Annotated in this window: 26 protein-coding genes; 15 read left to right on the forward strand and 11 right to left on the reverse strand. The window is 68.7% G+C overall.

Features of this window, described 5'->3' with window-relative positions; translation table 11 throughout:
• Entirely contained in the window at positions 1-669 is a 669-nt protein-coding gene (locus tag AC1ROD_RS07755; protein WP_492947663.1) for a lasso peptide biosynthesis B2 protein, read from the reverse strand.
• A gap of 414 nt (positions 670-1,083) precedes the next feature.
• Positions 1,084-1,569, reverse strand: coding sequence for a helix-turn-helix domain-containing protein (locus AC1ROD_RS07760; protein ID WP_492947664.1), 486 nt, complete (start codon positions 1,567-1,569; stop codon positions 1,084-1,086).
• Between the two features lie 236 nt (positions 1,570-1,805).
• On the opposite strand from AC1ROD_RS07760, the gene AC1ROD_RS07765 reads away from it, so the two are divergent.
• The 4 genes from AC1ROD_RS07765 to trbB are packed head-to-tail and all read left to right on the forward strand — an operon-like array spanning position 1,806 to position 5,791.
• On the forward strand, positions 1,806-2,462 hold the full coding sequence (locus tag AC1ROD_RS07765; RefSeq protein ID WP_492947665.1) for a GntR family transcriptional regulator: 657 nt from the start codon (positions 1,806-1,808) through the stop codon (positions 2,460-2,462).
• Positions 2,459-4,339, forward strand: coding sequence for a type IV secretory system conjugative DNA transfer family protein (locus AC1ROD_RS07770; protein WP_492947666.1), 1,881 nt, complete (start codon positions 2,459-2,461; stop codon positions 4,337-4,339). Before AC1ROD_RS07765 ends, AC1ROD_RS07770 begins: the two co-directional genes overlap by 4 nt.
• Positions 4,323-4,835, forward strand: a complete 513-nt coding sequence (locus AC1ROD_RS07775; protein ID WP_492947667.1) for a hypothetical protein — start codon at positions 4,323-4,325, stop codon at positions 4,833-4,835. The genes AC1ROD_RS07770 and AC1ROD_RS07775 overlap by 17 nt, the downstream gene beginning before the upstream one ends.
• On the forward strand, positions 4,835-5,791 hold the full coding sequence (gene trbB / locus AC1ROD_RS07780; protein ID WP_492947668.1) for a P-type conjugative transfer ATPase TrbB: 957 nt from the start codon (positions 4,835-4,837) through the stop codon (positions 5,789-5,791). The genes AC1ROD_RS07775 and trbB overlap by 1 nt, the downstream gene beginning before the upstream one ends.
• Before the next feature lie 110 nt (positions 5,792-5,901).
• Here trbB and AC1ROD_RS07785 read toward each other — a convergent pair whose 3' ends face one another.
• From AC1ROD_RS07785 to AC1ROD_RS07805, 5 genes are all read right to left on the reverse strand, one after another.
• A complete protein-coding gene (locus AC1ROD_RS07785; protein ID WP_492947669.1) occupies positions 5,902-6,477 on the reverse strand; it encodes a hemerythrin domain-containing protein in 576 nt (191 codons plus the stop codon).
• A gap of 114 nt (positions 6,478-6,591) precedes the next feature.
• Positions 6,592-6,951, reverse strand: coding sequence for a hypothetical protein (locus AC1ROD_RS07790; protein ID WP_492947670.1), 360 nt, complete (start codon positions 6,949-6,951; stop codon positions 6,592-6,594).
• Positions 6,948-7,361, reverse strand: coding sequence for a hypothetical protein (locus tag AC1ROD_RS07795; protein WP_492947671.1), 414 nt, complete (start codon positions 7,359-7,361; stop codon positions 6,948-6,950). Before AC1ROD_RS07795 ends, AC1ROD_RS07790 begins: the two co-directional genes overlap by 4 nt.
• 6 nt (positions 7,362-7,367) lie before the next feature.
• Positions 7,368-8,210, reverse strand: a complete 843-nt coding sequence (locus AC1ROD_RS07800; RefSeq protein ID WP_492947672.1) for a TIGR02587 family membrane protein — start codon at positions 8,208-8,210, stop codon at positions 7,368-7,370.
• A 107-nt stretch (positions 8,211-8,317) separates the two neighbouring features.
• Complete coding sequence (locus AC1ROD_RS07805) at positions 8,318-10,486, reverse strand: catalase (protein WP_492947673.1); 2,169 nt, start codon at positions 10,484-10,486, stop codon at positions 8,318-8,320.
• A 291-nt stretch (positions 10,487-10,777) separates the two neighbouring features.
• On the opposite strand from AC1ROD_RS07805, the gene AC1ROD_RS07810 reads away from it, so the two are divergent.
• A complete protein-coding gene (locus tag AC1ROD_RS07810; protein WP_492947674.1) occupies positions 10,778-11,095 on the forward strand; it encodes a hypothetical protein in 318 nt (105 codons plus the stop codon).
• Complete coding sequence (locus AC1ROD_RS07815) at positions 11,092-11,685, forward strand: DNA-3-methyladenine glycosylase (protein ID WP_492947675.1); 594 nt, start codon at positions 11,092-11,094, stop codon at positions 11,683-11,685. The genes AC1ROD_RS07810 and AC1ROD_RS07815 overlap by 4 nt, the downstream gene beginning before the upstream one ends.
• A 31-nt stretch (positions 11,686-11,716) precedes the next feature.
• Here the strand turns inward: AC1ROD_RS07815 and AC1ROD_RS07820 are convergent, their stop codons facing one another.
• Entirely contained in the window at positions 11,717-11,950 is a 234-nt protein-coding gene (locus AC1ROD_RS07820) for a hypothetical protein (protein ID WP_492947676.1), read from the reverse strand.
• 148 nt (positions 11,951-12,098) lie between these two features.
• Here AC1ROD_RS07820 and AC1ROD_RS07825 point away from each other — a divergent pair, with 148 nt between their 5' ends.
• From AC1ROD_RS07825 to AC1ROD_RS07840, 4 genes are all read left to right on the forward strand, one after another.
• A complete protein-coding gene (locus tag AC1ROD_RS07825) occupies positions 12,099-12,296 on the forward strand; it encodes a hypothetical protein (protein WP_492947677.1) in 198 nt (65 codons plus the stop codon).
• The gene (locus tag AC1ROD_RS07830) at positions 12,293-12,730 is read left to right on the forward strand and encodes a DUF488 domain-containing protein (protein WP_492947678.1); all 438 of its coding nucleotides are present in this window, start codon (positions 12,293-12,295) and stop codon (positions 12,728-12,730) included. The genes AC1ROD_RS07825 and AC1ROD_RS07830 overlap by 4 nt, the downstream gene beginning before the upstream one ends.
• Before the next feature lie 158 nt (positions 12,731-12,888).
• Positions 12,889-13,335, forward strand: a complete 447-nt coding sequence (locus AC1ROD_RS07835) for an NUDIX hydrolase (RefSeq protein ID WP_492947679.1) — start codon at positions 12,889-12,891, stop codon at positions 13,333-13,335.
• Positions 13,336-13,660: 325 nt separating this feature from the next.
• Positions 13,661-14,224, forward strand: coding sequence for a peptidase S14 (locus AC1ROD_RS07840; protein ID WP_492947680.1), 564 nt, complete (start codon positions 13,661-13,663; stop codon positions 14,222-14,224).
• Between the two features lie 44 nt (positions 14,225-14,268).
• Here AC1ROD_RS07840 and AC1ROD_RS07845 read toward each other — a convergent pair whose 3' ends face one another.
• Positions 14,269-15,039, reverse strand: a complete 771-nt coding sequence (locus AC1ROD_RS07845; RefSeq protein WP_492947681.1) for an exodeoxyribonuclease III — start codon at positions 15,037-15,039, stop codon at positions 14,269-14,271.
• Positions 15,040-15,248: 209 nt separating this feature from the next.
• Here AC1ROD_RS07845 and AC1ROD_RS07850 point away from each other — a divergent pair, with 209 nt between their 5' ends.
• Together AC1ROD_RS07850 and AC1ROD_RS07855 are read left to right on the forward strand one after the other, a co-directional pair.
• Positions 15,249-15,428: a CsbD family protein gene (locus AC1ROD_RS07850; RefSeq protein ID WP_492947682.1), complete on the forward strand. Its 180-nt coding sequence runs from the start codon at positions 15,249-15,251 to the stop codon at positions 15,426-15,428.
• Positions 15,429-15,573: 145 nt separating this feature from the next.
• Positions 15,574-16,482, forward strand: a complete 909-nt coding sequence (locus AC1ROD_RS07855; RefSeq protein WP_492947683.1) for a DUF1206 domain-containing protein — start codon at positions 15,574-15,576, stop codon at positions 16,480-16,482.
• Positions 16,483-16,628: 146 nt separating this feature from the next.
• Here the strand turns inward: AC1ROD_RS07855 and AC1ROD_RS07860 are convergent, their stop codons facing one another.
• Complete coding sequence (locus tag AC1ROD_RS07860) at positions 16,629-17,060, reverse strand: pyridoxamine 5'-phosphate oxidase family protein (protein WP_492947684.1); 432 nt, start codon at positions 17,058-17,060, stop codon at positions 16,629-16,631.
• A gap of 272 nt (positions 17,061-17,332) precedes the next feature.
• Here AC1ROD_RS07860 and AC1ROD_RS07865 point away from each other — a divergent pair, with 272 nt between their 5' ends.
• The 3 genes from AC1ROD_RS07865 (at position 17,333) to AC1ROD_RS07875 (ending at position 22,062) form a co-directional block, all read left to right on the forward strand.
• Positions 17,333-20,623 carry a DEAD/DEAH box helicase gene (locus AC1ROD_RS07865; RefSeq protein ID WP_492947685.1) on the forward strand — a complete coding sequence of 1,097 codons (3,291 nt, stop codon included), beginning with the start codon at positions 17,333-17,335 and terminating at the stop codon, positions 20,621-20,623.
• A gap of 355 nt (positions 20,624-20,978) precedes the next feature.
• On the forward strand, positions 20,979-21,176 hold the full coding sequence (locus AC1ROD_RS07870) for a hypothetical protein (RefSeq protein WP_492947686.1): 198 nt from the start codon (positions 20,979-20,981) through the stop codon (positions 21,174-21,176).
• 379 nt (positions 21,177-21,555) lie between these two features.
• Complete coding sequence (locus AC1ROD_RS07875; RefSeq protein ID WP_492947687.1) at positions 21,556-22,062, forward strand: pyridoxamine 5'-phosphate oxidase family protein; 507 nt, start codon at positions 21,556-21,558, stop codon at positions 22,060-22,062.
• An 81-nt stretch (positions 22,063-22,143) separates the two neighbouring features.
• Here the strand turns inward: AC1ROD_RS07875 and AC1ROD_RS07880 are convergent, their stop codons facing one another.
• Positions 22,144-25,518: an error-prone DNA polymerase gene (locus tag AC1ROD_RS07880; RefSeq protein ID WP_492947688.1), complete on the reverse strand. Its 3,375-nt coding sequence runs from the start codon at positions 25,516-25,518 to the stop codon at positions 22,144-22,146.
• Positions 25,519-25,692 lie beyond the last annotated feature (174 nt).

The raw sequence follows: 25,692 nt of genomic DNA on the forward strand, positions 1-25,692 counted from the left end.
TCAGACGACCATCAGCGGCGTGTAGTTGCCGACCCGTTCGAGCGTGTCTCCGACGACCGCGTCGCCGATCTGCAGCCAGCAGTGGGCGCCGAAGGGCCAGGTCCGGACGCAGAAGATCCAGTCGGCGCGGATGCCGTTGGCTCCGAGCCAGACCCGAAGCAGCCAGGCGCGTTGAAGACATTCGCCTTCGCCCGGGATCCAGGGCAGGACGGCACGCCAGGCCGCGAGCGCGGTCTCCACGGCCGCGGCGTCCGGCGCGTCTGCGGGTGCGCCTCGTGTCCTGGCGTGGGCGATGAGGTCGGGGAAGGCGCGACGTTTGAACCCGGGCGTGGAGAGCGTCAGGGCGATGGCGGCGCGGGCCCGGTCGAGGAGGGATGCGGCGCCCGCCTCGCTCCAACGGCGCCGGGCCGGCGTCGGCGACCGGCGAGGCGCAGCCGGTCTGGACCCGACAGCGAGACCGGCGGCCACGAGCTCCGCGGCGGCGGACGCGTCGGACGTCAGCAGAGCGCCATCGGCGCTCAAGTCCAGCCAGGATGAGGCGTCGACGAGACAGGCGTAGGCGTCGGTCCGGACGTCCAGGATGACGACGTCCTCATCCACGCAAGCGAAGAAGACGCCTTCGGCGGGCAACAGGCTCGGGGTCGGCGCACTCAGGGCGACCCCGGTCACAGGGGGAGGCGCGACATGAGGAGCGAAAGCTCCAGATACGGGCCGAGGCCGTCGCGGGTCAGGGCGCCGGCAGGACCGAAGGCGATGAGGCGCAAGGACGGGGCGAGCATGGCGGTCTCCAGGAGGGCGGGAGGGCGGGCAGTTTTCTGCGGGGAGGGCCTTGGCGAGCGGTCGCCCGGGAGGCGGCCACTCGCCGGACGGTTCAGCCCTCGGCCGTGCGGCTGGGGATGACGTTCATTTCCAGGAACGGGCCCGGAATGGTGTCGCGGGTCAGGGCGCGCGCGCTGCCGAAGCTGACGAGGCGCAGTGTGGTCGTCTTCATCTCAGTCTCCTTGGTTGATCGCCACGGATGTGGCGGGAGTACTGAGCGCTTGGACTGACGAGCCGTAAAACTATATTCGGCGTATATTTGGATCAGCGGCCGGGCTTGGGGCGGGTGGCGCTGAGATCGGCGGTCCCGTCTTCCAGCCAACGCGCGGCCTCCGCCCGGGTCTCGGCCAGCTGACGGAGTTGTTGGAACATCGCCGTCACGACCGAGATGCCGTCCCGCGCCTCAAGCAGGTGAAGGAGGTCGCCGCAATCGGCGTTGAAGCGCTGGGCGCCGATGGTCATCACGGTGATCAGCTTGTTGTCGGCGCTGCGCCAGGCCAGATCAGGCGATCCGACATCGACGGCCATGGTGATGGCGTGGGGGTCGCTGTCCGTCGCCGCGGCGAAGCGATGCACATAGTCGACATTGAACCGGCCCTCGCCGGCCTCGAACCGCTCGTAGGTCCGCACAGGCATGTGCATGGCCGCAGCCACCTCGACCGCCGTCAGGCCGCGATAGCGCCGGACCAACTTCAGCGCTTGGGAAAGCAGGTCGCCGTCACGTCTCGCCTGCGTCGCCCTTTGGCTCATCGCTGTACAACCTTTCCGATGAAAATCGCCGAGGTCTGACGCCTCTGTCCGGCGCCCGACACCTAAGCTTCCGCCCGCAGAAATCCAGAGTTTTCCCGGCGTCTCTGGCGAAACCCGCCGGTGTGCGGCGGGCGCTCCGCCAATCTGTGGCGGGTTCGGATCATTTTTGGGCTCAACCTGTTGGCGAATGCATCCGCCGTGCCGAGAACCGGGAGCGTTTCGTGCTGGAGTGTGTCGTGGCCAAAAGCCGAGATCCGTTTCTCACGGCCCTGCACGAGATCCGCGAGCGGGCCCAGACCGGAACCTATGCCCCGGGCGAGCAGATTGTGATCATCGAGGAGGCGCGCCGGCTGGGCCTGTCGACGACCCCCGTGCGCGAAGCCCTGTCCTGGCTGTGCGGCGAGGGCTTGGTCGAACGGAGCCCGACCGGCGGCTTTCTGGCCCTGCGTCTCGACGCCGGCGCCGTGCGCGATTTCTACGGGGTTCGTCTGATCTGCCTGCTGGCCTCGCTGGAGCTGACGGCCGGACTACCCGCCTTCGGCCGCCGCCCTGCCGCCACGGATGATCCGCGCCCGGAGCTGAGCCGCCTGTTCGACACGCTCGTGCGCCGGGCCGGCAACGGGGTGCTGCTCGCCGCCTATGCACGCGCCGCCGGCCCCCTGCGCCAGGTCGAGGCCGTGGAGGCGGCGGTTTTTCCCGACGCCGCGGCAGAAGCCGGCGGGCTGCTGGAAGTCGCCGCCACCGAAGCCAACGGCCCTCTGCGCGAGGCGCTGACCCGATATCACGCCCGGCGACACGCCGCGGCCGGCCTTCTGTCCCTGGCCGTCGGAAGACGCGCAGGGCGGGACCCGGGGGCGGGCGAAGGGATGCCGCCCGAGGGCGAACAGCCATGATGGCCCGGCTGGCGTGTCTCGGGCTGGGGAGCGGGCTGGGTCTTCAACTCGCCACACAGGTCTTCGCCTGGACCTACGGCTTCGATCCTGTCCTCGGCGCGGGTCTGCCCGTCGCGGACGGGGTCCTCCTCTATGCGCCCTGGAACATCCTGGTCTGGAAGGCCGCCTTCGGAGCCGCCCATCCCGAGGCGTTTCGGAGTGCCCCGCTGCTGATCCTCATGGGCGCCATGGGCGGTCTCGGCCTCGGCGTTCTGGGGGGCGATCAGCCTTTGCGCCGCGTCCGCGGCTGGGGCGGGCTGAAGGAGCTTCGGGCGGCGGGTCTGCTCGAGCGCGACGGGGCTGTGCTCGGCCGGTTCCGGGGTCGGCTGCTGGCGACCCGCGACCTGCGGCCGACCCTCGTCACGGGCGGGACGCGCAGCGGCAAGGGCAGGGGACATGTCACCCCGACCCTCCTGTCCTGGGGCCAGAGCGTTCTGGTTCACGATCCCAAGCGCGAGCTCTGGTCGGTGACCGCAGGCTGGCGCGCGACGTTTTCCCACGCCCTCTACGTCGATCCGCGCGACGGCGCCTCGGCGCGCTGGAATCCCCTGGCCGAAATCCAGCCCGGGCCGGGAGAGCTGGCCCAGGTGCAGCGGCTCGTCGCCATCCTGTCCGACCCGGGCGGCACGCGGGACGACGAGGCCATCTGGGACAAGGCCGCCTCGGAAATCCTGGAGGCCCTGGTGCTGCACGTCCTCTATACGGCCGAGGACGCCGACAAGACCCTGTTGAAGGTCCGCGAGCTGCTGGCCGACCTCGACGACGCGGCCGACGTCATGGTCAAGACCCTGCACCGGAAGTCGGCCTCGGGCGCGCCGGAGACCCATCCCTTCATCAAGACCGCGGTGAAGGGCTATGCCGCCATGCACGACCGCTTCCGGACGTCGGTCCAGGGGACGGCGCGGTCCTATCTGAAATGGCTGGCCGGTGAGGACCTGGAGCGGGTACTTTCCGCCTCGGATTTCACCTTGGGCGACCTCATGTGCGCCGAGGCGCCCGTCTCCCTCTATGTCCAGGTGGCGCCGGCGGATGCGGCGGCGCTGAGGCCGTTCGTGCGGCTCATGTTCTACGCCGCCGCCCAGGCCCTGACGGCCGAGGAGACCCGCGACGCCCTGGGGCGGGAGAAGCGTCATAAGCTCCTGATGGTCATGGACGAGTTCCCGCTTCTCGGCCGTCTCGCCTTCTTCGAAAAATCCCTGCGGTTGATGAGCGGCTACGGGATCAAGCCGATGTTCGTCGCCCAGAGCCTCAACGACATCGTCGAGACCTATGGGCCGCACAACACCCTGCTGGACAACTGCGCGGTCTTCACCGCCTTCTCGGCCCTCGATCCCGTGACCCAGGACAAGGTCTCCAAGCTGACCGGGTCCGTGACGGAGACGCGCAAGAGCCGGAGCGGGCCGGCGGGGCTGAGGGCGGGACGAAGCTCTGTGTCGCGTTCCGAGATCGAACGGCCGCTGCTGGAGCCGGGCGAGGTCAGGGCCTTGCCGGACGAAGACCAGCTGATGTTCGTCGCCGGCCAGAGACCGATCCGCGCCCGCAAGCTGCAGTATGACCGGTGTGCGCCGTTTCGGAAGCGCGCCGGTCAGGGGCCGCCTGATCAGGCCGGCCGCATCGACGCGCCGCCGCCCCGACCCCATCCCTGGGCCGGGCGACGCGGCCTCGGGATCGACGCCCAGGCCTCCCTGCCCCTGTTCAAGGAGGTGGTGGCGGCCATGGACGACAAGAAGGTCGCCGCCAGAGCGGCCGATATCTACGGGCGGGTCGCTCTGGAGATGGCCGCACAGGATGCCGCCCTCGACCATTTGCAAGGATTGACCGATGCCAAGGACGAATAGCCCTTCCTGCCGGGTGCAGGTTTATCTGTCCGACCCCAAGATCGCCAAGGCGCTGGACCGCGAGGCCCGCACCGGGCGCATGCCTCTGAGCCAGGCCGCGGGCCGGGCCATCGCGCGGGGCCTGCTGAGTTCGCCCCGCGCCGATCCCGAGGACCGGATGCTGGCGCTGGACCGGTCCTTGCGGGATCATATGCGGGCCACGTCGCGCGACATGCAGATTGTCCAGGAACTGCTGATCGAGGTGGCGCGCGCCTTCTTCCTCAGGCTGCCCGACGCCCTCGTCGATCAGGACCCGACCGTCCAGGCCGCCGTCGAACAGCGGATCGAACGTCTGCTGGACGCCACCGCCGCCCGGATCGTGGCGGGCCGGACGGCCCGCGAGGCCGAGGCCGCCGGCGAGGGTTCGGGAGGTGGGGCGGGCGAGGGGCCCAGTGAGCGACCAAGTGAGAGGACAGGCGGGGTTGCGGGCGAGGTCCGCTCCTTCGATCCGGGCTGATGGCGGTCCATCCCATCGTCGCCGAGCGCAAGCTCGAGGCCCTGCGTCATGCGCTCGGCGAGACTGTCCTGGCCGCCTTGCAGGAGCCGGCCGTGGTCGAGATCCTCGCCAATCCGGACGGGCGCATCGTGCTTGACCGGGCGGGGCAGGGTCGCGCCGACACCGGCGAGCGCCTCTCCGCCGAAGCGCGGGAGAGGGTCGTCAAGCTGATCGCCGACTATGTCGGGGAGAGCGTCGCCCGAGAGACGCCGCGCCTGTCCGGCGTCCTTCCTGCGACCGGGGAGCGCTTCCAGGGTCTGCTGCCGCCGCTGGTGTCGGCGCCGGCCTTCTCGATCCGCAAGCGACCGCCGGTGATCTGGACCCTCGATGACTATGTCCGCGACGGAACGCTCGATATCGAGCAGGCGCAGGCGCTACGTGACGCCGTCAAGACCCGGGCCAATATCCTGATCTCGGGCGGGACGGGCTCCGGCAAGACGACCCTGGCCAATGCGGTTCTCGCCGAGCCCGGCTTCGCAGGGGATCGGGTGATCCTCATCGAGGACACCCCCGAGCTGCAATGCAGCGCCTGGGATCTCCTGCCGGTGCTGACCCGCCGGGCCGCACCTTCCATCGGCGTCGGCGATTTGGTCAGGGATGCCCTGCGCCTCCGCCCGGACCGGATCGTCGTGGGGGAGGTAAGAGACGGGGCCGCGGTGCTGGAGACTTTGAAGAGTTGGAACACCGGCCATCCGGGCGGGCTCACCACGATTCACGCCAACTCCGCGCAAGAGGCCCTGTCGCGGCTGGAAGACCTGATGGCCGAGGTCTCGGCCAGCCCGTCGCGCCGCATGATCGGCCAGGCGGTCGACCTGATCGTCCATATCGCCCGACGCCCGGAGGGACGCCGGGTCGAGGCCCTGCTGGCCGTCGAGGGCGTCGACGGGGCCAAGTGGCGGGTCCGAAGGGTCGGGTGACGGCCGGGCGATCTGGGGCGTTAAGGGTCGGGACGTACGAAGCCAGGACCTCAAATGACATCGCCCCGACGCTGGCGTCGGGGCGATGGGGTTCGTCTCGGCAAGGTGGCTCAGCGCCGGGAGGCCGGGGCCTCCATGGCGTCGGGGCCGCTGTCGTCGCGCTCGGCGAGGGCCGAGGCCGTGTCATCGCCAGAGAGGGTGCGCGTCTCGGCGGGTTTGCCGGCCTGATACTCTTCCATGGCGGTCGCCTTGCGCGCCCGCATGGCGTCGGCGAGCGCGTCCATGTCGAGACCGGCGGCGCGGGCCTGGGCGAACATGCCCTCGGAGCGCTTCTCCTCCTCCTCGACATGGTGCTCGATCTCTTCGGAAAGGACCTTCACCTTGGCGTCGTAGAAGTCGTCGTCGGGCGAGGCCGCCTCGATCTCGTTGATCAGGGTCTTGGCGCCGTCATGCTCGACATAGGCCTCGTTCAGGAGGTCATCCTCGATCTTGCCGCGGCAGGCCGGATAGAAGATCTCCTCCTCGATGGTGGTGTGCACCTTGAGCTCCAGGCAGGCCTGCAGCGCCAGCTCGCGCTTCTTGGCCGGCGTGGTGGCCTTCTCGAACTGCTCGAAGATCGTCTCCACCTTGCGGTGGTCCGCCTTCAGCATCGCGATCGCATCCATCTCTTCGTAGGTCTGGGCCATATCATCCTCCTTGGGGGCGTGTCGGATAAGCGGCGGACACCGGTCTCCGTTCCGGGAGAACGACTCGCAATATTTCCTGCCTTGTGAACGGAATAGGACAGAAGGATCAGATGCTTAGCTTGCGGTCTGGTGTTCCGTGGTCGGGGTGGCGAACCAGTCGGCGTAGGGGGTGTTTCGCGCCATCTTGCGGTTGAGATCGGGCGCGCCGTCCGTCCACCAGACGGGGCCGCGCTCGCCCAGCGCGACCTTGGCGGCCTGGACCCCTGCGCGCGCCGCCTGCAGCGCCTTCGGATCATCGGCGGCGAGGGCGGCGCGGACGGCGCGGCGCGCCGCCATCAGCGCCTTGACCTGCAGATCGCGCTCGGCCGGCTCCAGCCCGGGATTGGACGTTCGCCAGAGCCGACCGCGCACCACGATATAGCGCCCATCGGGCGTTTTGAGCGGCGCCGGCGAAGAGGTTTTGGCCGGGCTCAAGGCTCCGACCAGCCCGCCACACGCAGGCGTGCGGCCGTGGGATCGCCGTCGAAGCGCAGGGAGGCGCGGGCGTGGCCCTGGCCCGGCACATAGTCGAGCGCGGCATGGGCGGTCTGGTCCCCGAGCACACCTTCGACCTCGACGGCGGCGGCGGTGTCGTCGCCGGCGTTGTCCACCTGGATCTCGGCGATCCATCCGGCGGGGGTGGGCCGGGCCTCGATCAGCCTGGCGCTCAGGACGGGCGGGGCAGGCGGCTGGACCGCCTCGTGGATGACGATGGCGATCACCCCGGCCGTCATGACGGCGCCGAGCGCGGCCATGGCCCACTGGAGCCAGGGGCGGCCTTCCGGAGACGCGTCGTCAGAGGCCCTGGCGGATTTACGGGAGGCGGCTTTGCGGGGCGTGGTCATCGGCGATCAGACGAGCAGGCGGGCGGCGGCGGCGCCGACGGAAGCGGGAAACCCGAGGACCACCGTGGTCTGGATCACGCCTTCGAGGCCATGGCCTTCGATCCGGCCGAACACGAACAGGGCGAACAGGCTGACGCCCAGCGACAGGGCGTAGCCGGGCAGGGTGAAATGGAAGAAGGCCGTCACCGGCCGGTCGGCCTCCTCCTGACCCGCGAACCCGGCGTTGAAGACGATGAGGTGAAGCAGGATGACGGAGGTGACGATCAGGGCGAGGATGTGAACCGGGGTGGCCTTGTAGGCGATCAGGATCATCTCCTCGGTCGGGGCGACATTGAGGGCGAAGAAGAGGGCGCCGGCGACCATGAGGAAGAGCTCTCCCGCATAGGACGCCTCCTCCTCGTCGCCCGCCCCGTCGTCCCGGGCTCCGCTCAGCTGTCGGCGGGCAAGCAGGGCGCCCATCGCGCCCGGTATAGCCTGTAGCGCCACCATGCCCACGGCTTCATGAGGCGAGACGTCCCATTTGACGACGCCGAAGAGGATCAGGAGCGCCGAGGCGGTGATGAAGCCGACGGCCAGGGCCACGGCGGCGTCCAGACCGTCGCTGACCGCGCCCCGGGTGCGCGAAAAGCCTGCATACCAGGACAGGCCATAGAGCAGCGGCAGTCCCGCGGCGACGAAGGCGAGCAGGCGCCAGCGGTCCATCACGACCCCTTGCTCCCACATCTCCATCGTCATCAGGAGCGGGATGTTGAAGACCAGCGCGCCGGCGAAGGCGCGGCCGAGATCGCGCATATAAGCCCGTTCGCGGCGAAGCGCGGACATCGAGGGAGCGGAGGCGGCGGAGGTCATCCGCCGCCAACGTCCATCATGGCGTTCGGCTCCCTGGAGCCCGCCCTCTTGCGCGAGCGGTCATCGCGCGGCGGGTGGCGAGCGGTCATGCCGAACCCGCCCCGGCCTCAGGCCAGGATGCGGACGGAGGGCTCGCGGTCCCATTGCCGACCGGCGGCCGCCGCGGCGAAGGCCTTGGCCGGACCCTTCAGGGCGACGATGCGATCGTCGGGCGTGACCCCGGCCTTGTCGAGCAGGGGCTGGGCCTCGGCCGTATGACCGATGGCCTTCAGATGACCGAAGGCGTCGCGCACGAAATCGACGGCCGCCCCCTCGCCCAGCAGCATCGCGCAACCGTCTTCGGACAGGACCAGGGCCACGGCGTCGAAGAGGACCGACGGCGAACCCGCCAGCTGGCGGTCGACGGCCAGCTTCGATCCGTCCTTGAGAACGACCCCGCCGACCTTGGGGGCGATGAGATGGACCTGGGCTCCGGCCGCTTCGACGGCGGTCGTCACCTGGGAGACCTGGGCGCCGTCGGCGCCGTCTGTCACCAGCACCCCCACCAGACGGCCTTTCAGGGTTTCAGGATATTTGCCGACGATCCGCAGGGCCGGGCTGGCCTCCATCTCGAACGGCTCGGAGGCGGCCTTCGCCGGCTCGGGCAGGTCCATGGCCAGTCCGTCGGCGACCCGCTGGGCCAGGCTCTCGTCGACATTGCGCAGGTTCGCCAGAACCCGCAGACGGACATGCTCCAGCGTCACCTTCGAGAGTTCGAAGACGATGGCGCTGGCCAGGTGGGCCTGTTCGATCTCGGTCTGCGACCGATAGAAGAGGCGCGCCTGGCTGTAGTGATCGGCGAAGGTCTCGGCCCGGATGCGGACCTTGGCGCCCTCGACCGGCGCCTGGAAGCTGCGGAAACCGCCCTTGGGATCTTCGCGCGGCCCGCCGTCCTCGCCGGCCTCGGCCAGGCTGTTGGGTTCGTAGTTGGCGCGGCCCTTGGGAACGGCCATCTGCATCTGACCGTCACGCTGCATGTTCTGGAACGGGCAGCCCTTCGGCTGATTGATCGGGATCTGATGGAAGTTGACGGTGCCCAGCCGCGACAGCTGGGTGTCCTGATAGGAGAACAGCCGGCCCTGGAGCAGGGGATCTTCCGAGAAGTCGATGCCCGGCGGGACATTGGTCGGCAGGAAGGCGACCTGTTCGGTCTCGGCGAAGAAGTTGTCGGGATTGCGGTTCAGGACCATCCGGCCGACGACGCGGATCGGATGAAGCTCCTCCGGGATGAGCTTGGTCGCATCCAGGACGTCGAAGGGCAGAGCATCAGCCTCTTCCTGCGTCAGGAGCTGGACGCCGAATTCCCACTCGGGGAAGTCGCCGTTGTCGATGGCGTCGAAGAGATCGCGACGGTGATAGTCGGGATCGGCGCCCGCGATCTTGACCGCCTCGTCCCAGCAGGTCGACTGGGTCCCGAGCTTGGGACGCCAGTGGAATTTGACCAGGGTCGCCTGGCCGTCGGCGTTGACGAGCCGGAAGGTATGCACGCCGAAGCCCTCGATCATCCTGTAGGAGCGCGGGATGGCGCGGTCCGACATCGCCCACATGATCATATGGGTGCTCTCCGGCATGAGGCCGATGAAGTCCCAGAAGGTGTCATGGGCCGAGGCCGCCTGCGGGTAGCCGCGGTCGGCCTCCATCTTCACCGAGTGGATCAGGTCGGGAAACTTGATCGCATCCTGGATGAAGAAGACCGGGATGTTGTTGCCGACCAGATCCCAGTTGCCCTCGACCGTGTACATCTTCACCGCGAAGCCGCGCACGTCGCGTGGCGTATCGACCGAACCGGCCCCGCCGGCGACGGTGGAGAAGCGGGTGAAGACCTCGGTCTGTTTGCCGACCTCGGTCAGGATCTTCGCGGTCGTATAGTCGGCGAGGCTCTCCGTCAGTTCGAAGAATCCATGGGCCGCGGAGCCGCGCGCGTGGACGATGCGCTCCGGGATCCGCTCGTGATCGAAATGCTGGATCTTCTCGCGCAGGATGAAGTCTTCCAGCAGGTGAGGACCGCGCGGCCCGGCCGAGAGCGTGTTCTGGTCATCGCTGATCGGGACGCCGTGGTTCGTGGTCAGCCGCTGGTCGGGCGCAGAGGCGGTCTGATGCAGCTCTCCGGCTGCGCCCGGCAGGGCCTCCGCGGAAGCGGGACCTGACTTGGTCCGCGCCGGGGCCTTCCGGGGAGCGGGCGTGGTCGCGGCCCTGACGGCAGGTTTGGCGGCGGGCTTGGAGGGGGCTTTGGCCATGAGACGTTCCGATCGGGCGTGAGGAAGGGGGCGCGGGGCGTGGAGCCGTGCGCCCCCTTCAACCTGCGGTCCGCGCTGCGGTTCCTCTGTCCGAGATCGGACAGGGGAGGGCCGGCCGGACGATCCGCCGGAACCGCGTCGAAGGCGCAGACGTAAAGACGCCGGTCAGGAGGTCTTCATGGTCTGTCATCCAGCCGTCATTTGCCGCGGAGGAAGCGATGTCTCCGGGTTCGGGAAAGCCTCGACGGTGCTGCGCCGGAGGGCGGCCGACCGCAGGTCTGGAGGGGGACTATGACTGCGGCAAGCGATGCGGAGGGCTGCCGGCGCGCGCTTCGGGAGATGCGCGAGATCGTCGCCGTGTCGCGGCTGCCGGGCAGTCCGATGTCGTCCCCGGAAACCTTGCGCACGCTTGCCGCCATCGTCGGATGGACCTGGGACGAACGGCTGATCGGCGGTCGGGACTGCGCGCCAGTGATGGATCGGCTGCATGATCTGACAAACACGGCCTGGCTTGACGGACAGTCGGACCGGGAAGCGCTTGATCTCTACGATCGGGTCGTTTCGGCGCTCGCCCGCGCGTCGCCGTCCGCGGATGCGGCGTCCGGATGAAGGCGGACGCCGGTGGGGCGGGTCAGGGTGTGAGCCTGGATCGGACCGTCTTCGATCAACCGTCGCCCCGGCTCGCTGCGGCCTTGATCGGTTGCACCCTGACGGTCGAGGGCGTCGGGGGGCGGATCGTGGAGACCGAAGCCTATGATGTCGAGGATCCCGCATCCCACAGTTTTCAAGGGCCCACGCGGCGCAACGCCGCGATGTTCGGGCCTGCAGGGCGAGCCTATGTCTATCGGATCTACGGTTTGCACTGGTGCTTCAACATCACCTGTGACGCCGGGCGGCCCGGCAGCGCCGTGCTGATCCGGGCGCTCGAGCCGACCCTGGGCCTGGAGGCGATGATGAGCCGGCGCGGAACCCCGGCGGTTCACGCGCTCTGCGCCGGGCCGGGACGGCTCTGTCAGGCGCTGGCGATCACCGGGGCTTTTACCGGCGCGCCCGTTTGGGACTTGCCGTTCCAGCTCCTCGCGCCCGTCGCGCCGCCCCTGACGGTCTCGGGGCGGCGGGTCGGATTGTCTGTCGGCGTCGAGACGCCATGGCGGTTCGTCGAGGCGGGGTCCGCCTGGCTCAGCCGACCGCTGCGGTGAGACCCGGTTTCAACCGGCTTCAGGCCTGGCCTCAGGCCGCCTCCGGCAAGTCGCACAGCCGGTCGGCCGGAAAACCCAGGGCCGGATTGGCGAGCACCGCGATCGCGCGTTCGCCGCTGTAGAGGGCGATCGTCTCATACCCCGGCCAGCGCTCGGCGAAACGCACGAGATCCTCCCCTGCCGAGGCCTCGTCCCGAACCGCGAGGACCGCGATTTCCCGCGCGGGCACGCCCGGCAGGTTGACGATGCAATAATATGGCGACACGCGACGCTCCCGATCCTTGGGCCCCGAACTTGGGCCTCCACAACGGCGACGCTCGGAAACGGTTCCGGGTTCGGGTTCCTCCACGCCGGCGCGGGGCGGAACCCGAGAGGCGGCGGTTCGCTAGGAGAGCACAACCCAGGAGGCCGAGATGGATGACAAACAGTCCGAAGGGCGCAAGGCCAACGGCGCCGCGCCGGGCGGCAAGCCCGATCCCGCGACACCCGAGAAGGATGTGATCGCGACCGGGCGCGAGGCGGCGCGTCGGGCCGGTCCCGACGGTCCGGATGCGGGCGAGGTGGGCAAGACCTTCAAGTCGCCGCCCGGGGAGGCGAAGATCAAACCGTGACGCGGCAGGTCTTCACGATCGGCTATGAGGGCGCGACCCAGGCGGACGTGATCGCGCGCCTCAAAGAGGCGCAGGTTGAGCTGCTGGTCGATGTCCGCGCCGTCGCGGCGTCGCGGCGGGCCGGGTTCTCCAAGACGCTCCTGGCAGCAAGCCTCGAAGGGGAGGGGATCGCCTATCTCCATCTGAGGCGCCTGGGGACGCCGAAGCCGGGACGGGAGGCGGCGCGCCGCGGCGACATCTCCGGCATGCGCGCCATCTTCCATGAGCATCTGCAGGACCCGGAAGCCGAGGCGGAGTTCGCAAGGCTGAGGGCCCTGGCGGCAGAGCGCCGCGTCGCCCTGTTGTGCTTCGAGGCCGACCATTCGGGGTGTCACCGGGCGGTGCTCGCTGAACGTCTGGCCGCGGCGGACGCCCTGGAGGTGGTCAAGCTGTAAACGCGACGCCGGATCCTCGCCGCGGGCAAGGCGACCGGGAGAGGCCGGTGAAGCCGCACCGGGCGAACGCTTGACGCATTATGCTAAATTCGTCAGTTGGCTGAGCAACTGTCACAGTTTGCCGTCTCGCCCGGGCGGATCAAGCTTTTGCGAACGTCATGGCCGCCGCTCTTTCCATGATCTCCCAGGTCGCCGCACTTTGCTGGCAGCGCCGCGAGGCGGGTGTCTTCATCCTGTTGGTGACGTCGCGCGAAACGCGGCGCTGGATCCTGCCCAAGGGCCATCAAATGGCCGGCAAGACGGACTGGGAAGCCGCCGCCCAGGAAGCGGTGGAGGAGGCCGGTGTCCACGGCGTGATCCACCCGGCGCCGATCGGCGCCTTCGACACCGTCAAGACGGGGCGCGGGGGCCAGGTCCGACGGATGCGGATGGAGGTCTTTGCACTGCGTGTCTCCATCGAGCTGGGCGACTGGCCCGAACGGGAGCAGCGCGAGCGTCGATGGGTCACCCTCCCGGAGGCCATCGCCCTGGTCGGGGAAGAGGGTCTGAAGGCCGTGCTGCGCGGCTTCGAAAGACTCTCGCCCGCCGAGCTTGACGCCCTCTGAAGACCTGAGCCGCATCGGGCTCCGCCTTCGGGATCGACGCTGCCCGCCGGTCGGTGGGTCTGTGCTGCGAGATTCGATCTCGCGGCATCTGAAAGCCGACACGGGAACCGCTGGACCCGCACGGGGTTTGGGGTCCGTCGTCTGGCGTGCCCCGCCCGGGTGATCGGCGGTCCGGGGAGCTTCCTCCGTTATGGCCGGACCGCCGCCTTCCCGCCTTGTCCATTGAGCGCTGAAGGCTGCCGGGGGCCGGATCTGTGAAGTGATGGATTCCCTGGAACCTTGCCGCCGGTGCGGCGCTTCGCCGGGCCCGAGCTGATTTCACGCCATGACTGAACTGACTGCAACAGACTTTCTCACGCCCCGCATCGCCCTGGCCGGACCGGTCGACTACGCCATGTACGACCGGTTCCGCGAGCAGTTCGACCGGGCTCCGAGCACCGGACTGGTCGTGATCGAACTCTGCACCCTCGGGGGCGACCCGGAGGTAGCGCGCATGATGGGGGAGGATGTCCGTTTCCACAGTGACGCCATGCCCGACCGGCGCGTGGTGTTTCTCGGCAAGGCCGCCATCTATTCGGCGGGAGCGACCTTCATGAGCTTCTTCGCCCGTCAGAACCGCTATCTGACGCGGGGCGCCCGGCTGATGATCCACGAGCGCAAACTGTGCAAGACCCTGGAGATCAACGGGCCGCTCACCACCTGCGTGGCCTCGGTCAAGGCGACCCTGCACGAGATCGAACACTCCATCGCCATCCAGAACGAAGGCTTCGAGAACCTCATCTTCGGATCCCAGGTGACGATGGACGAGGTGCTGCGCCGGGCGCCGGAGAACTGGTATCTGGAGGCCCAGGAGGCGAAGACGCTCGGGCTGATCCAGGGCGTGATCTGACGTCGGAGCCGAGGTCGTCGAGAGAGGGCTCCGGCGAGGTCTCCTCAGGTCAGTTCGATCCAGACGGGGGCATGGTCGCTCGCCCCCTCTTCTCCGCGAACCCAGGCGTCGACGCCGGCGTCGGTCAAGCGGCCCGCCGCCCGGGGATTGAGCAGCAGATGATCGATCCTCATACCCGCGTCGCGCGGCCACGCCTGGCGGAGATAGGGCCAGAAGGTCCAGGGCGGCGTCTCTGGAAACCGTTCGCTCAGGCCGTCCGTCCATCCCTGTTCGAGCAGCCGTGCGAAGCCGGCGCGACTTCCGGGCTGGAGGAGGGCGTTGGTCCTCCAGGAGCGGCTGTCATAGATGTCGGCTTCGGTGGGGACGACATTGTAGTCGCCACACAGGACCACCGGGGCGTCGAGGCCGACGAGCCCTGCGGCATGATCGATCAGTCTGTCCAGCCAGGCGAGCTTGTAGGCGAACTTCGGACCCGGAAAGGGATTGCCGTTGGGCAGATAGAGGCCGCCGATGAGCACGCCCTGGACCGCGGCCTCGAGATAGCGGCTCTGGCCATCCGAAGGATCGCCGGGTAGCCTGCGGCGCGTGACGACCGGAGCGCCGATCCGGGACAGGATGGCGACCCCGTTCCAGCGCGGCTCTCCCTGCCACACGGCGTCGTAGCCGCAGGCGCGGATCGCCGCCTCCGGAAACTGGCGGTCGGTCGCCTTCAGCTCCTGCAGACAGACGATGTCCGGTTGATCCGCCTTCAGCCAGGCGATGAGATTGGCGAGCCGCCCGTTCACGCCGTTGATGTTGAAAGTCGCAATCCTCACGGCGGTCCCGGGGTACGGCGGGTGAACGGGCGCGCGCGCCCCGATCCGGCAATCGTCGGCGATCCTTTCGGTTCCTCCAGGCGGGTCGGTCGACGCTCAGGGTCGGCGCTCAGGGTCGACAGGAACTTCGAGGGCGCGCGGGCTTTCCGCCTGTGATCGCCGATCGTGGCGGTCGCCGGCGCCGGCGTGGCGCAGAGGAGATCAGGATCATGAGCAAGGAAGGCATCGAGGGCGCGACTCAGAAGCATGTGGGCGAGGCCAAGGAAGGCATCGGCAAGGCCATCGGCAACGACAAGATGGTCGCCGAGGGCCTGGGCGATCGCGCGGCCGGCGCGGCCAAGGAAACCTTCGGCAAGGCCAAGGACGCGGTGCACAAGGCGACCGACTGACCGATCGGCCGCGTATCGAAGGGCCGTCCGCCGTTCCGCGGGCGGCCCTTTGCGGCTTCGGTCGCGGGGCAGTCGCCCCGCATGGCCTCGATGGGATCGACGGCGGATCGCCCCGCGGAAGGACGAGCGGGAATGGGGACAAAGGATGGATATTGCAGGCTGGGCGACCCAGGGGATTGAGCGTCTGAAGGGACGGCCTCGGCGCGGCCTTCTTGGCTGGAAGCGCACCTGGGATGAGCTCTCCCTGGACATGCTCATCGAGCATGCCGCTCGCCTCGGCTATGGCGCCCGGGGCTTCATCTATGTTTCGGTGGGTCTTCTTACACTGGCGGCGGCGCTTGATCGGACAGGCCACGCGGTGGGAAGCCGGGGCGCGGTCTTCTGGCTCGCCGAACAGCCTTTCGGTCGCGTCTGGCTGGTCGCCCTGGGGCTGGGGCTGTGGGCGTTCGTCGGCTGGAGGGTGCTCCAGTCCGTGTTCGACGCCGATCGGGAGGGACGGACGCCCAAGGCGCTCCTGCTGCGTGCGGGCCAGGCAGCCAGCGGTGTCTTCTACGGTCTGCTCGCAGCGGGTGTCTTCGAACTCCTCGACGAGGTGGGGCCGAAGATGGCGCTGGAGGATGTGGAGGAAAACCGGCGCAAGGCCGAAATCCTGCTGGCTCTGCCGTTTGGCGACCTGCTGTTGATGGGGGCGGGGGCCGTGATCGTTTGTGTCGGGGCGGGCAACATCATCAAGGGCTTCAGCGCCGACTTCGGCGAGGCCCTGGTCTGTTCGGACCGCCTCTGCGGTCCGCTGACGATGGTGGCCCGCGCCGGCTATATCGCGCGCGGCTTCGCCTATATGCCGCTGGCGCTGCTGGTCGTTCTCGCGGGCTGGCGGGCGAGCGCGGCGGAGGTCGGAAGCTTCGGCTCCTCTCTTGACGCCCTGGAGGCCCAGCCCGGCGGCTGGATCATGCTGGCGCTGACCGCCCTGGGGCTGGTCGCCTTCGGTGTTTTCGCCTTTGTCGAGGCGCGGTACCGGCGCATCCGGCCGCCACGCGACTACAGCCCAGTGTGAGGGGCGTGAACATCGGCACGCACAGGCTCGCATGGCGACAGATGAACCGCGACGACGGAGGCCGAGGCCGAGGCCGGGCGCCTGGCTCTGGGCGCTGAACCCCTGCCCGCAGGCGAGACCCGGGGCTCGCCTGCGGCGGCGTCCGGTCAGAGCGACAGTTCGCCCTGATCCTCGCCGTCCCAATAGGAGAGGCGCGAGGCATGGGCCTTGATCAGGACCAGGCCGGGTGTGTCCACGCCTTGCGGGAACCAGCGATCCAGACCCTTGGTCCAATGAACCTCGAACAGGGCCTTGTCGCGGATCAGCTCCGCGCGCGCCTCGACGGCGATGAAGATCCCCGGCTTGCCCAGAAGGCCCTTGTCCCCCGACAGGGTCAGGCCCACGACAGGATCGGCTTGGATGTCGGAAACCATGTCCGTGTCTTCGGTCGTGAAGAACCAGCTGTCGCCGTCGTAATCGACTTCGCGATTGTTGCTCATGGGGCGGGACGCCAGGGCGCCGCTCTGGCTGCGCGTCGTCAGCATGGTGAAGTCGATGTCGCGCATCTTCTTGGCCAGCTCTTTCAGGATCAGTTTCATTATCGTTCTTTCTTGCGGAGGCGATAGAACCCCCCAGCCGGGCGGATGATCCCGAAGAGGGAAGGCCCGGGCGGTTCGCGCCCCCGGGGCGGAGCGCGACGCCTTGCGCTACAACGACGGGGCACCTGAAGCTGGCATGGGGCAGGTCTGCCCTGGACTGTTTGTCCTGTGGGGGCGCTCCACCTCCCATCCCGTCGTCGATGTCACAGAAATCCTTGCGGCGAAGCTGAACCTGACGGTCGCGGTCGAGTTCGGCACAGACGAGGATCTCAATGACATCAGCTTCCCCTTCAGCCGCCGTCGGCCAGCACCACCTGGGTTCCGGCGGCGCGCCTGCCCTGGAGGCCGTGGCCCCGAGGCGGATCCCGCCGTCCGCCCTGGCGGCGAGACTGATCGACGCTCTGCCCCGGGCCGCCGAACCCGTGCTCTTCATCGCCGCGACCGAGCGGCGCGCTGATGAGGTTGCGCACGCCCTGGCGGCCCTCGCCGATGATCGGGAGGTTCTGGTTCTGCCGCCGTGGGACAATCTTCCCTATGATCGCGCTCCGCCTTCCCGCGAGAGCATGGGGCGGCGGATGGCGGTTCTCGCGCGGCTGACGGACCAGACCGACCGCGCCTGGATCCTCGTCACCTCTCCCGAAGCGCTCATTCAGCGGACACCGGCGCCGCACGATGCGGGCCTTCGCCGCGAAATCGCACGGGGCGATGATCTGGATCGCGACACCCTGGACGCGTTTTTCCAGCAGGCCGGCTATGTCGCCGACGACCGTGTCGACGAGGCCGGCGAGGTCGCGATCCTCGGCGCCGTGATCGACATCTTTCCGGCGGACGCCGCCCGACCGGTGCGGGTCAGTCTCGATCCCGAGGGACGCATCGACCAGATCCGGCGCTACGACCCGGTCACCCAGCGCACCGATGACGAGCTGGAGCGGGTCGTGATCTTCGCGGCCGCCGAGCCCCTTCAGACAGCTCTCGCCGCCTCGAACACCATGACGGACGCCGAAGGCCCGACGGACAGCCCCGATGTTGCGACCCTGACCGACTATCTGCCGGCCCACCTGACCGTCTTCGCCGAGCCCGGGGCGGACGAGAACATGCAGGCGTTTCGGGGCCAGATCGCCGATGCCTTCGAGACCCGGCTGCAGTTCACGGAGGGATCACGGCCCTGGAGCGAGGATCGGATCTATGCGCCACGGGAGCAAACCGCCGATCTTCTGACGAAGGCGATCGGTCTGGACCTCGACGACATCGCGCCGGCGCCCCGGTTCGCCGCCTCGAAATCTCCGGGCCAGGCCCTGAAGCGCTTTCTGGCTGAACGGCGAGAGGCCGGATATCGCATCGTCGTCACGGGGTTGCCGCATGAGCTGAAGGTGGTCGGCCGCACCCTGAAGCGCGTGGGCGTCGATCCCGTCGAGCGTCTGGAGGCCTGGGCGAACCGGGATCGGCTCAAGGCTGACGCTTGTGCACTGCTGGTCGCCGATATCGAGAGCGGCTTCGTCGCGGACGCAGACAGGCTTGTGATGCTGACCTGCGCCGACATTCTCGGGGGACGTCTGGCCCAGCGGGCGGACCAGGTTCCGGACGCGTTCGGAGAGACCGAGCTGCGCCTCGGGGATGTGGTCATTCATGAGGACCACGGTCTGGGCGTGCTGACGGCGCTTGAACGGGTCCAGGCCGGCGAGGCCGAGCGCGATGTCTTGCGCCTTGAGTATCACGGCGGCGCCTCCATCCTCGCGCCGATCGAGGATTTCGGGCGCATCTGGCGCTATGGTTCCGAGGCCGCCGCTGTGACCCTGGACCGGTTGAACACGCCGGCGTGGCGCACGCGGCGGGCGGACGTCAGTCGCGAGATCGACTCCGCGGCCGAGGCGTTGGCCGCCCTCGCGGAGGCGCGCGCCCGTCAGACGACCGACCCCGTGGCGCCGTCCTCGGCGGTCATGGCGAGGTTCGCAGCCGGCTTCGCCTTTCCGGAGTCAGCGGATCAGGCCGGCGCCATCGCGGCGGTGCTGTCGGATCTGGCCGCGGGCCGGCCGATGAACCGGCTGGTGTGTGGCGATGTCGGCTTCGGCAAGACGGAGGTGGCCCTGCGGGCGGCGGCCGCCGTCGCCGCGACCGGACGCCAGGTGATGGTGGTCGCGCCGACGACCATCCTGGCGCGGCAGCATTTCGAGGGGTTTCGCAGGCGAATGGCCGCGATCGATGTCCAGGTCGGCCACCTGTCGGGAGCGACCGATGCAGGAGAGGCGGCGCGCATCAGGGCCGGGCTGGCGGACGGGTCGATAAGGATCGTCATAGGAACCCAGGCCCTCGCTTCGGAGGAGGTGGTCTTCTCTGATCTGGCGCTGGTCGTCATCGATGAAGAGCATCGCTTCGGCGCCCGTCTGAAATCCGACCTCGCGTCGAGGGCCCCGCATCTTCTGAGCCTGTCCGCCACCCCGATCCCGCGAACCCTGCAGGGGGCGCTGGTCGGCCTTCAGGACGTCAGCATCATCGCCAGCCCGCCCGCGCGTCGGCGGCCGGTCCGAACCTTCATCACGCCCTTCGATCCGGCGTCTGTTCGCCTGGCGCTGATGCGCGAGCACGGGCGCGGGGGCCAGAGCTTCTTCGTCGCCCCGCGCATCGAGGATCTCGGACCCCTGACCGAGCAGCTCGCCGAACTGGTCCCCGAGCTTCGGCTCGTGGTCGCCCACGGCAAGCTGAAGCCCTCCGAACTGGAGGAGGCGATGGCGCGCTTCGCCGACGGCGACGGCGATGTCCTGCTCGCCACCAGCCTCATCGAGAACGGCCTGGACATCCCGCGCGCCAACACCATGCTCACCTGGCGACCGGATCGCTTCGGCCTGGCCCAGCTTCACCAGCTGAGAGGACGGGTGGGGCGCGGGCGGCGACAAGGCTTCGCCTATCTGCTCTCGGATCCGGACGCGCCGCTGTCCGGGACCACCCTGGCCAGGCTCCAGACCCTCGAAGCGCTGGACCGGCTGGGCGCAGGCTTCGCGCTCAGCGCGCGCGATCTGGATCTGCGCGGCGCCGGAGACCTGATCGGGGAAGAGCAGGCGGGCCATATGCGTCTGATCGGCGCGGCGCTCTACCAGGACGTCATGGCGCGCGCCCTGCGCGCAGCGAAAGGCGAGAGAGCGCCGGAGCCGCCCCGGCTCAGCCTGGGCGCGACAGGCCATATTCCTTCCGAGTTCGTTCCGGATCCGACGGTGCGCATCAACCTCTACAACCGCCTCGCGCGCCTGACGGAAGCGGCGGATGTCGATGCTCTGCAGGACGAGATCGAGGACCGGTTCGGGCCATTGCCCGAAGCCGTCCTCACCCTCTTCGACGCCTGCCGGGTCTCGGCCCTGGCGGCGGCGGCGGGCGTGACCGAGGTGACGACCGGCCCCAGGGCGACGGCGTTCCGCTTCGCCGACGATCGCCGGGGTGCGCTCCAGGCCTGGGTGACAGGCGCTGCCGGGATGCGCTGGTCCACCGACCGGCTCATCGTGGACGTGGCGAACGATCGTCCCCACGATCCCGCCTTCCTTGAAGCGCTGTTGTGCGACCTGGCCGCCGCCTGAGGGCTTCGCTCCCGGGTCGAGCGTGTTCGTCGTCGCGGTCGGCCCCGTCTACAAAGGCCACGGGTCATGGAACTCAAAGAGCAGGGTTCGGTTGAAGAACTGGAGCGTCTGGAATGCCGCTCCAGGCTTCTGGGGAGAAGCGGAGGCCCGTCGCGGTTCCAGTCGCGGCGGGCCTTTGTGCGCGTGAAGTTCCGCTTGGGCCCCAACTTCCGTCAGCCGGCGTTGTTCTTGACGGGGCGCTTGCGTCTTGAGGTCCGGAAGCGGACACTGCCCCGTCGCCTGGGGCAAGGGCGAATGCGGCCGGACGCCATCGCCAGCGGAGGCCGGGCGTTTTGGCTGGCGCAGCGGTGGACGCGTGACCTACGTCTGTTTTATCGAAACCCGCACCTCCGCCGTGCCGCATATGGAGCGAATGGTCTCCCTCACCCTGAGCGAGGCGGTCCAGGAAGCGCGCGACCTCATGCGATTGCACGCCTCGGCGCGGGCCGGTCACATCTTCAAGGGCGACCATCACCTGGAGACGGTCATCGCGAAAGATCCGGAGGCGGTTTGAGCCGCGCCGCCGCTCTCCAGAAGGCCGCCATCTGGCGGTAAGCCGAGCGCCTGAACGCTTCGGGTTCATCTGAAGCGAGCGCCTCCAGGGCCTCGGCGAGACTCAGACAGTCCTCGGGGGTCTCCATGATGGGGAAATTCATAACCTCCGACAGGGTTCACACTGGACGGTAAGAACGCCGGAGGTCCTCGTCCGGTGTCTGACCGGGGCGGCCTGGTCGTTTTTCTGGTCGATCCCTCAACCTCTTTGATGCGGTCCGCGTCCGGAGCCTCTCCGGGGCGTGACGTCACGGCTCCGATCCGGGCGTCAGGAGGGGGCTTCGGGCGGCAACGTCCGGCGAGCGGCGGCGTTGATCCGGCTCAAAGCACAGGAGAGGCCCGTGAAAGAGCGGCAGGACGACAACCCCAAATCCCCCGAGGAGGTGCGCGAGCGCATCTGGGAGCTCGCGGACAAGATCGACATCTGCATGTTGACCACCTGGGACGGCGCCGACCAGCGCAGCCGGCCTCTGTCCGCGCGTGTCCGCAAGGACGAACACCGGATCTATTTCCTCGTCGATGAGGCCGGAGAAAAGAACAGCCAGATCGATCGCTTCCCGACGGTTTCGTGCGCCTGGGCGGACAACGCCAACTACAAATACGTCCTGATCTCGGGCCAGGCGGCGCTGAGCAATGATCGTGGCAAGATCAAAGAGCTCTTTACCAAGGCGGATGAAGCTTGGTGGGAAGACGCCGAGGATCCCACGATCCGGGTTCTCACCCTGACGCCTGAAAACGGCGAGCTGTGGGACAGTCCCGGCAAGGCCGTCGCCCTCGCCAAGATGGTGGCGGCCGCGGTCACCGGCGCGGCGCCCCAGATGGGCGACAACGCCAAGGTCGATCTCTGATCAAGGCGGTGAACGCCTGGGTGTCGAAAGGCCTCAGGCTTTCACCGGCGCCGGCCGGAGCGGTCTTACGGCGCCTGGGCCTCATCGGAAGTCGCGCGGCTTGAGCCTGAGCGTGTCGATGTGCAGATCGGGGATGTAGATGTCGCGGGCGCCCATTCCCGCCGGTGAGGGACCGGCGGGTGGCTTGCTCGCGGGTGGCGGGTTGGCGGGCGACGGGCCGGGCGCGAGAGAATCGGCGGAGGAGGCGTGGGTCGATGCGGACCGGGGCGGCAGGTCGCGCTGATCGGGCGAGCCGCCGTGAGCGAACTCGTCCCCGCGTCCCGTGGTCAGGCGGAAGTCCGTGTCCCGGCCGCTGATCGTGGTCAGTCGCGCCGAGAGATCGAACAGCTTGTAGACGACGATGTGAACCACCTCGCCCTCGCGCTGGATGCGGCCGTGCACGCCGAGCAGGGAGGCGCTGAGGATGACGCCCCGGTTCTCCTCATAGAGTTTGGGCCAGATGACCAGATTGGCTACCCCGGTCTCGTCCTCCAGGGTGATGAACATCACCCCCTTGGCCGAGCCGGGTTTCTGCCGGACGAGAACGAGGCCGGCGATGCGGGCATAGGCCAGGTCCCGCGCCTGCGCGGCCCAGGCGCAGCTTTCATAGCGCTCGACGGCGAGACCGGCGCGCAGAAAGGCGAGGGGATGGTCGCGCAGGGTCAGGCCCAGATGGCCATAGTCTTCGACCACCTCATGACCCTCGCTCAGGGGTTTGAGGCGGACCGGATCTTCACCGACCTCGGCGATGATCTCCTCTTCGCGCGCCGAGGCGGCGGCGAACAGGGGCAGGGGGGCGTCGCGCAAGGCCTTGATGGCCCAGAGCGCGTCCCGACGCGCCAGTCCCAGGGCAGGCCGAAAGCCGTCGGCCTCGGCGATCCGGACGAGGCTTGAAGCGGGCGCCCCGGTTCGCCGCCAGAGATCGTCGACCGAGACGAAGGGCCGGTCGGCCCGGGCGCCGACGAGCCGGGCGGCGTCGCCGTTGGCCAGGCCCCGGATCAGGCGCAGACCCAGCCGGACGGCCCAGGTGTCCGGCGCTCCAGTTGGCTCCAGGGTGCAGTCCCAGCGTGAGGCGTTGACGCAGGGCGGGCGGATCTCGACGCCGTGTTCGCGGGCGTCACGGACGATCTGGGCGGGCGCGTAGAAGCCCATGGGCTGGGCATTGAGCAGGGCGGCGCAGAAGACGTCCGGGTGCCAGCATTTCAGCCAGGACGAGGCATAGGCGATCAGGGCGAAGGAGGCGGCATGGCTTTCCGGGAAGCCGTAGGAGCCGAAGCCTTCGAGCTGACCGAAGGTCCGGACGGCGAAGTCCTCCGTATAGCCCCTGGCGACCATGCCGTTGACCAGCTTGTCCCGGAAATGGCTGACTCCGCCGGTGAATTTGAAGGTCGCCATGGCCCGGCGAAGCTGATCGGCCTCGGACGGGGTGAAGCCGGCGCAGTCGATGGCGACGCGCATGGCCTGTTCCTGGAACAGGGGCACGCCCAGGGTCTTGCCCAGCACCGCCTCCAGCTCGGGCCTGGGATAGTCGATCGGCTCGCGGCCCTCGCGGCGGCGCAGATAGGGATGGACCATATCGCCCTGGATCGGGCCCGGGCGAACGATGGCGACCTGGATGACCAAGTCGTAGAAGGTGCGCGGCTTGATCCGGGGCAACATGGCCATCTGGGCCCGGCTTTCGATCTGGAAGACCCCCAGGGTGTCGGCGCGGCGGATCATGGCGTAGGTGCGCGGGTCCTCGGCCGGTATGGTCGCCAGGTCGAGGTCGATGGCCTTGTGGACCTTCAGCAGGTCCAGGCCCCGCTTCATACAGCTCATCATGCCCAGGGCCAGGCAGTCGACCTTCATGAACTTCAGGGCGTCGATGTCGTCCTTGTCCCATTCGATGACCTGACGGTCCTTCATCGCCGCCGGCTCGATCGGAACGAGTTCGTCGAGCCGATCGCGGGTCAGGACGAAGCCGCCGGGGTGTTGGGAGAGGTGACGCGGAGCGCCGTGGAGCTGGCGGGCCAGGTCCAGCGTCAGGCGAAGGCGACGGTCCTCCAGGTTCAGGTTGAGCGCCTGGGCGTGTCTGGCCTCGACCCCGTCCTCGGACCAGGACCAGACCTGGGAGGAGAGGGCCTTGGTCAGGTCTTCGGGCAGCCCCAGCGCCTTGCCGACATCGCGGATGGCCCCCTTGGCGCGGTAGCGGATGACGGTCGAACACAGGGCTGAGTGGTCGCGGCCATAGGTGTCAAACACCCACTGCATCACGATCTCGCGGCGCTCGTGCTCGAAATCCACGTCGATATCGGGGGGCTCGCGCCGCTCCTCGGAGACGAACCGTTCGAACAGCAGGTCGTTGCGGGCCGGATCGATGGCGGTGATGCCCAGGACGAAGCAGACGGCGGAGTTGGCCGCCGAGCCGCGGCCCTGGCAGAGGATGTCGCGGCTTCGGGCGAAGCGGACGATGGAGTTCACCGTCAGGAAATAGGGGGCGTAGGCGAGCCGCTCGATCAGCTCGAGTTCATGCCTGAGGGCGGCGCTCACCTTGCCGGGCACGCCTTCGGGATAGCGATGCGCGGCCCCGTCCCAGGTCAGTTGCGCCAGGGTCTGCTGCGGCGTCATGCCCGGGGTCGAGACCTCATCGGGGTACTGATATCGGAGCGCGTCCAGCGAGAAGCGGCATCGGTCGGCGATCTCCAGCGTCCGGGCCAGAGCCTCCGGATAGTCCCTGAACAGCCGATGCATTTCCGCGGCGGGCTTCAGATAGCGGTCGGCGTGCCGCTCGCGCCGGAAACCGAGTTCGTCGATGGTGCAGCCATGGCGGATACAGGTGACGACATCCTGCAACAGCCTGCGATCGGGGTGATGAAACAGGACGTCGTTGGTCGCGACCGTGGGAACCCCGGCCCTCGCGGCCAGGCGGGACAGCCGGTGCAGACGCAGCGCGTCGCCCGGCCGGCGGCGCAGGGTCAGGGCCAGATAGGCGCGTCCCGGGAACAGAGCGCCGAGGGTTTCCAGGTCCCCCGCGCAACGCGCGTCCGCCTCATCCGGGACGAGGACGGCGAGCAACCCCTCGGCATGGTCCGCGACATCCGCCCATCCCAGGACGCACCGGCCCTTGCCGCCGCGCCGCTTGCCCAGCGACAGCAACCGGCACAGCCGGGCATAGGCGGGACGGTCCGTGGGATAGACGAGCAGGCTCGTCCCCTCGGCGAGATCCAGGCGGCAGCCGACGATCAGGCGCACGCCGGTGATCCTGGACGCCTCCCAGGCGCGCACGATCCCGGCGACGGAATTGCGGTCGACGACCGCCATCGCCTCAACTCCGCAGGCGGCGGCCTGGCTGAACAGCTCCTCGCAGCTGGACGCGCCCCGCAGAAAGGAAAAATGCGAGGTCGTCTGAAGTTCGACATAGCGCGGGGTCTCATGCACTCTGTTCCTGTAATGTTCTCTTTCGCCTCGCGCCAGTGTCCGGCGTCGGGCTTAGGAACCGCATCGGCTTCGGGGACTTCTGAAGACCGAATGGAGACCGTCTTGTTGCGTATTCTCATCGTCGGACGCGCGTCCGACATCGCGGCCTTGGTGAGCCCCGCCGATCGGGATGCG

It is taken from the genome of Brevundimonas sp. GW821-FHT12E07 (assembly GCF_058807035.1).

Excerpts from the sequence above, each read along its gene's own strand:
- AC1ROD_RS07785 (WP_492947669.1), bottom strand. The coding sequence starts at position 6,477 with ATGGCCCAGACCTACGAAGAGATGGATGCGATCGCGATGCTGAAGGCG.
- AC1ROD_RS07815 (WP_492947675.1), top strand. The coding sequence starts at position 11,092 with ATGAAGGCGGACGCCGGTGGGGCGGGTCAGGGTGTGAGCCTGGATCGG.
- AC1ROD_RS07860 (WP_492947684.1), bottom strand. The coding sequence starts at position 17,060 with ATGAAACTGATCCTGAAAGAGCTGGCCAAGAAGATGCGCGACATCGAC.
- AC1ROD_RS07855 (WP_492947683.1), top strand. The coding sequence starts at position 15,574 with ATGGATATTGCAGGCTGGGCGACCCAGGGGATTGAGCGTCTGAAGGGA.
- trbB (WP_492947668.1), top strand. The coding sequence starts at position 4,835 with ATGGCGGTCCATCCCATCGTCGCCGAGCGCAAGCTCGAGGCCCTGCGT.
- AC1ROD_RS07835 (WP_492947679.1), top strand. The coding sequence starts at position 12,889 with ATGGCCGCCGCTCTTTCCATGATCTCCCAGGTCGCCGCACTTTGCTGG.
- AC1ROD_RS07760 (WP_492947664.1), bottom strand. The coding sequence starts at position 1,569 with ATGAGCCAAAGGGCGACGCAGGCGAGACGTGACGGCGACCTGCTTTCC.
- AC1ROD_RS07775 (WP_492947667.1), top strand. The coding sequence starts at position 4,323 with ATGCCAAGGACGAATAGCCCTTCCTGCCGGGTGCAGGTTTATCTGTCC.
- AC1ROD_RS07865 (WP_492947685.1), top strand. The coding sequence starts at position 17,333 with ATGACATCAGCTTCCCCTTCAGCCGCCGTCGGCCAGCACCACCTGGGT.
- AC1ROD_RS07800 (WP_492947672.1), bottom strand. The coding sequence starts at position 8,210 with ATGACCTCCGCCGCCTCCGCTCCCTCGATGTCCGCGCTTCGCCGCGAA.
- AC1ROD_RS07805 (WP_492947673.1), bottom strand. The coding sequence starts at position 10,486 with ATGGCCAAAGCCCCCTCCAAGCCCGCCGCCAAACCTGCCGTCAGGGCC.
- AC1ROD_RS07850 (WP_492947682.1), top strand. The coding sequence starts at position 15,249 with ATGAGCAAGGAAGGCATCGAGGGCGCGACTCAGAAGCATGTGGGCGAG.
- AC1ROD_RS07810 (WP_492947674.1), top strand. The coding sequence starts at position 10,778 with ATGACTGCGGCAAGCGATGCGGAGGGCTGCCGGCGCGCGCTTCGGGAG.
- AC1ROD_RS07770 (WP_492947666.1), top strand. The coding sequence starts at position 2,459 with ATGATGGCCCGGCTGGCGTGTCTCGGGCTGGGGAGCGGGCTGGGTCTT.
- AC1ROD_RS07795 (WP_492947671.1), bottom strand. The coding sequence starts at position 7,361 with ATGACCACGCCCCGCAAAGCCGCCTCCCGTAAATCCGCCAGGGCCTCT.
- AC1ROD_RS07825 (WP_492947677.1), top strand. The coding sequence starts at position 12,099 with ATGGATGACAAACAGTCCGAAGGGCGCAAGGCCAACGGCGCCGCGCCG.
- AC1ROD_RS07840 (WP_492947680.1), top strand. The coding sequence starts at position 13,661 with ATGACTGAACTGACTGCAACAGACTTTCTCACGCCCCGCATCGCCCTG.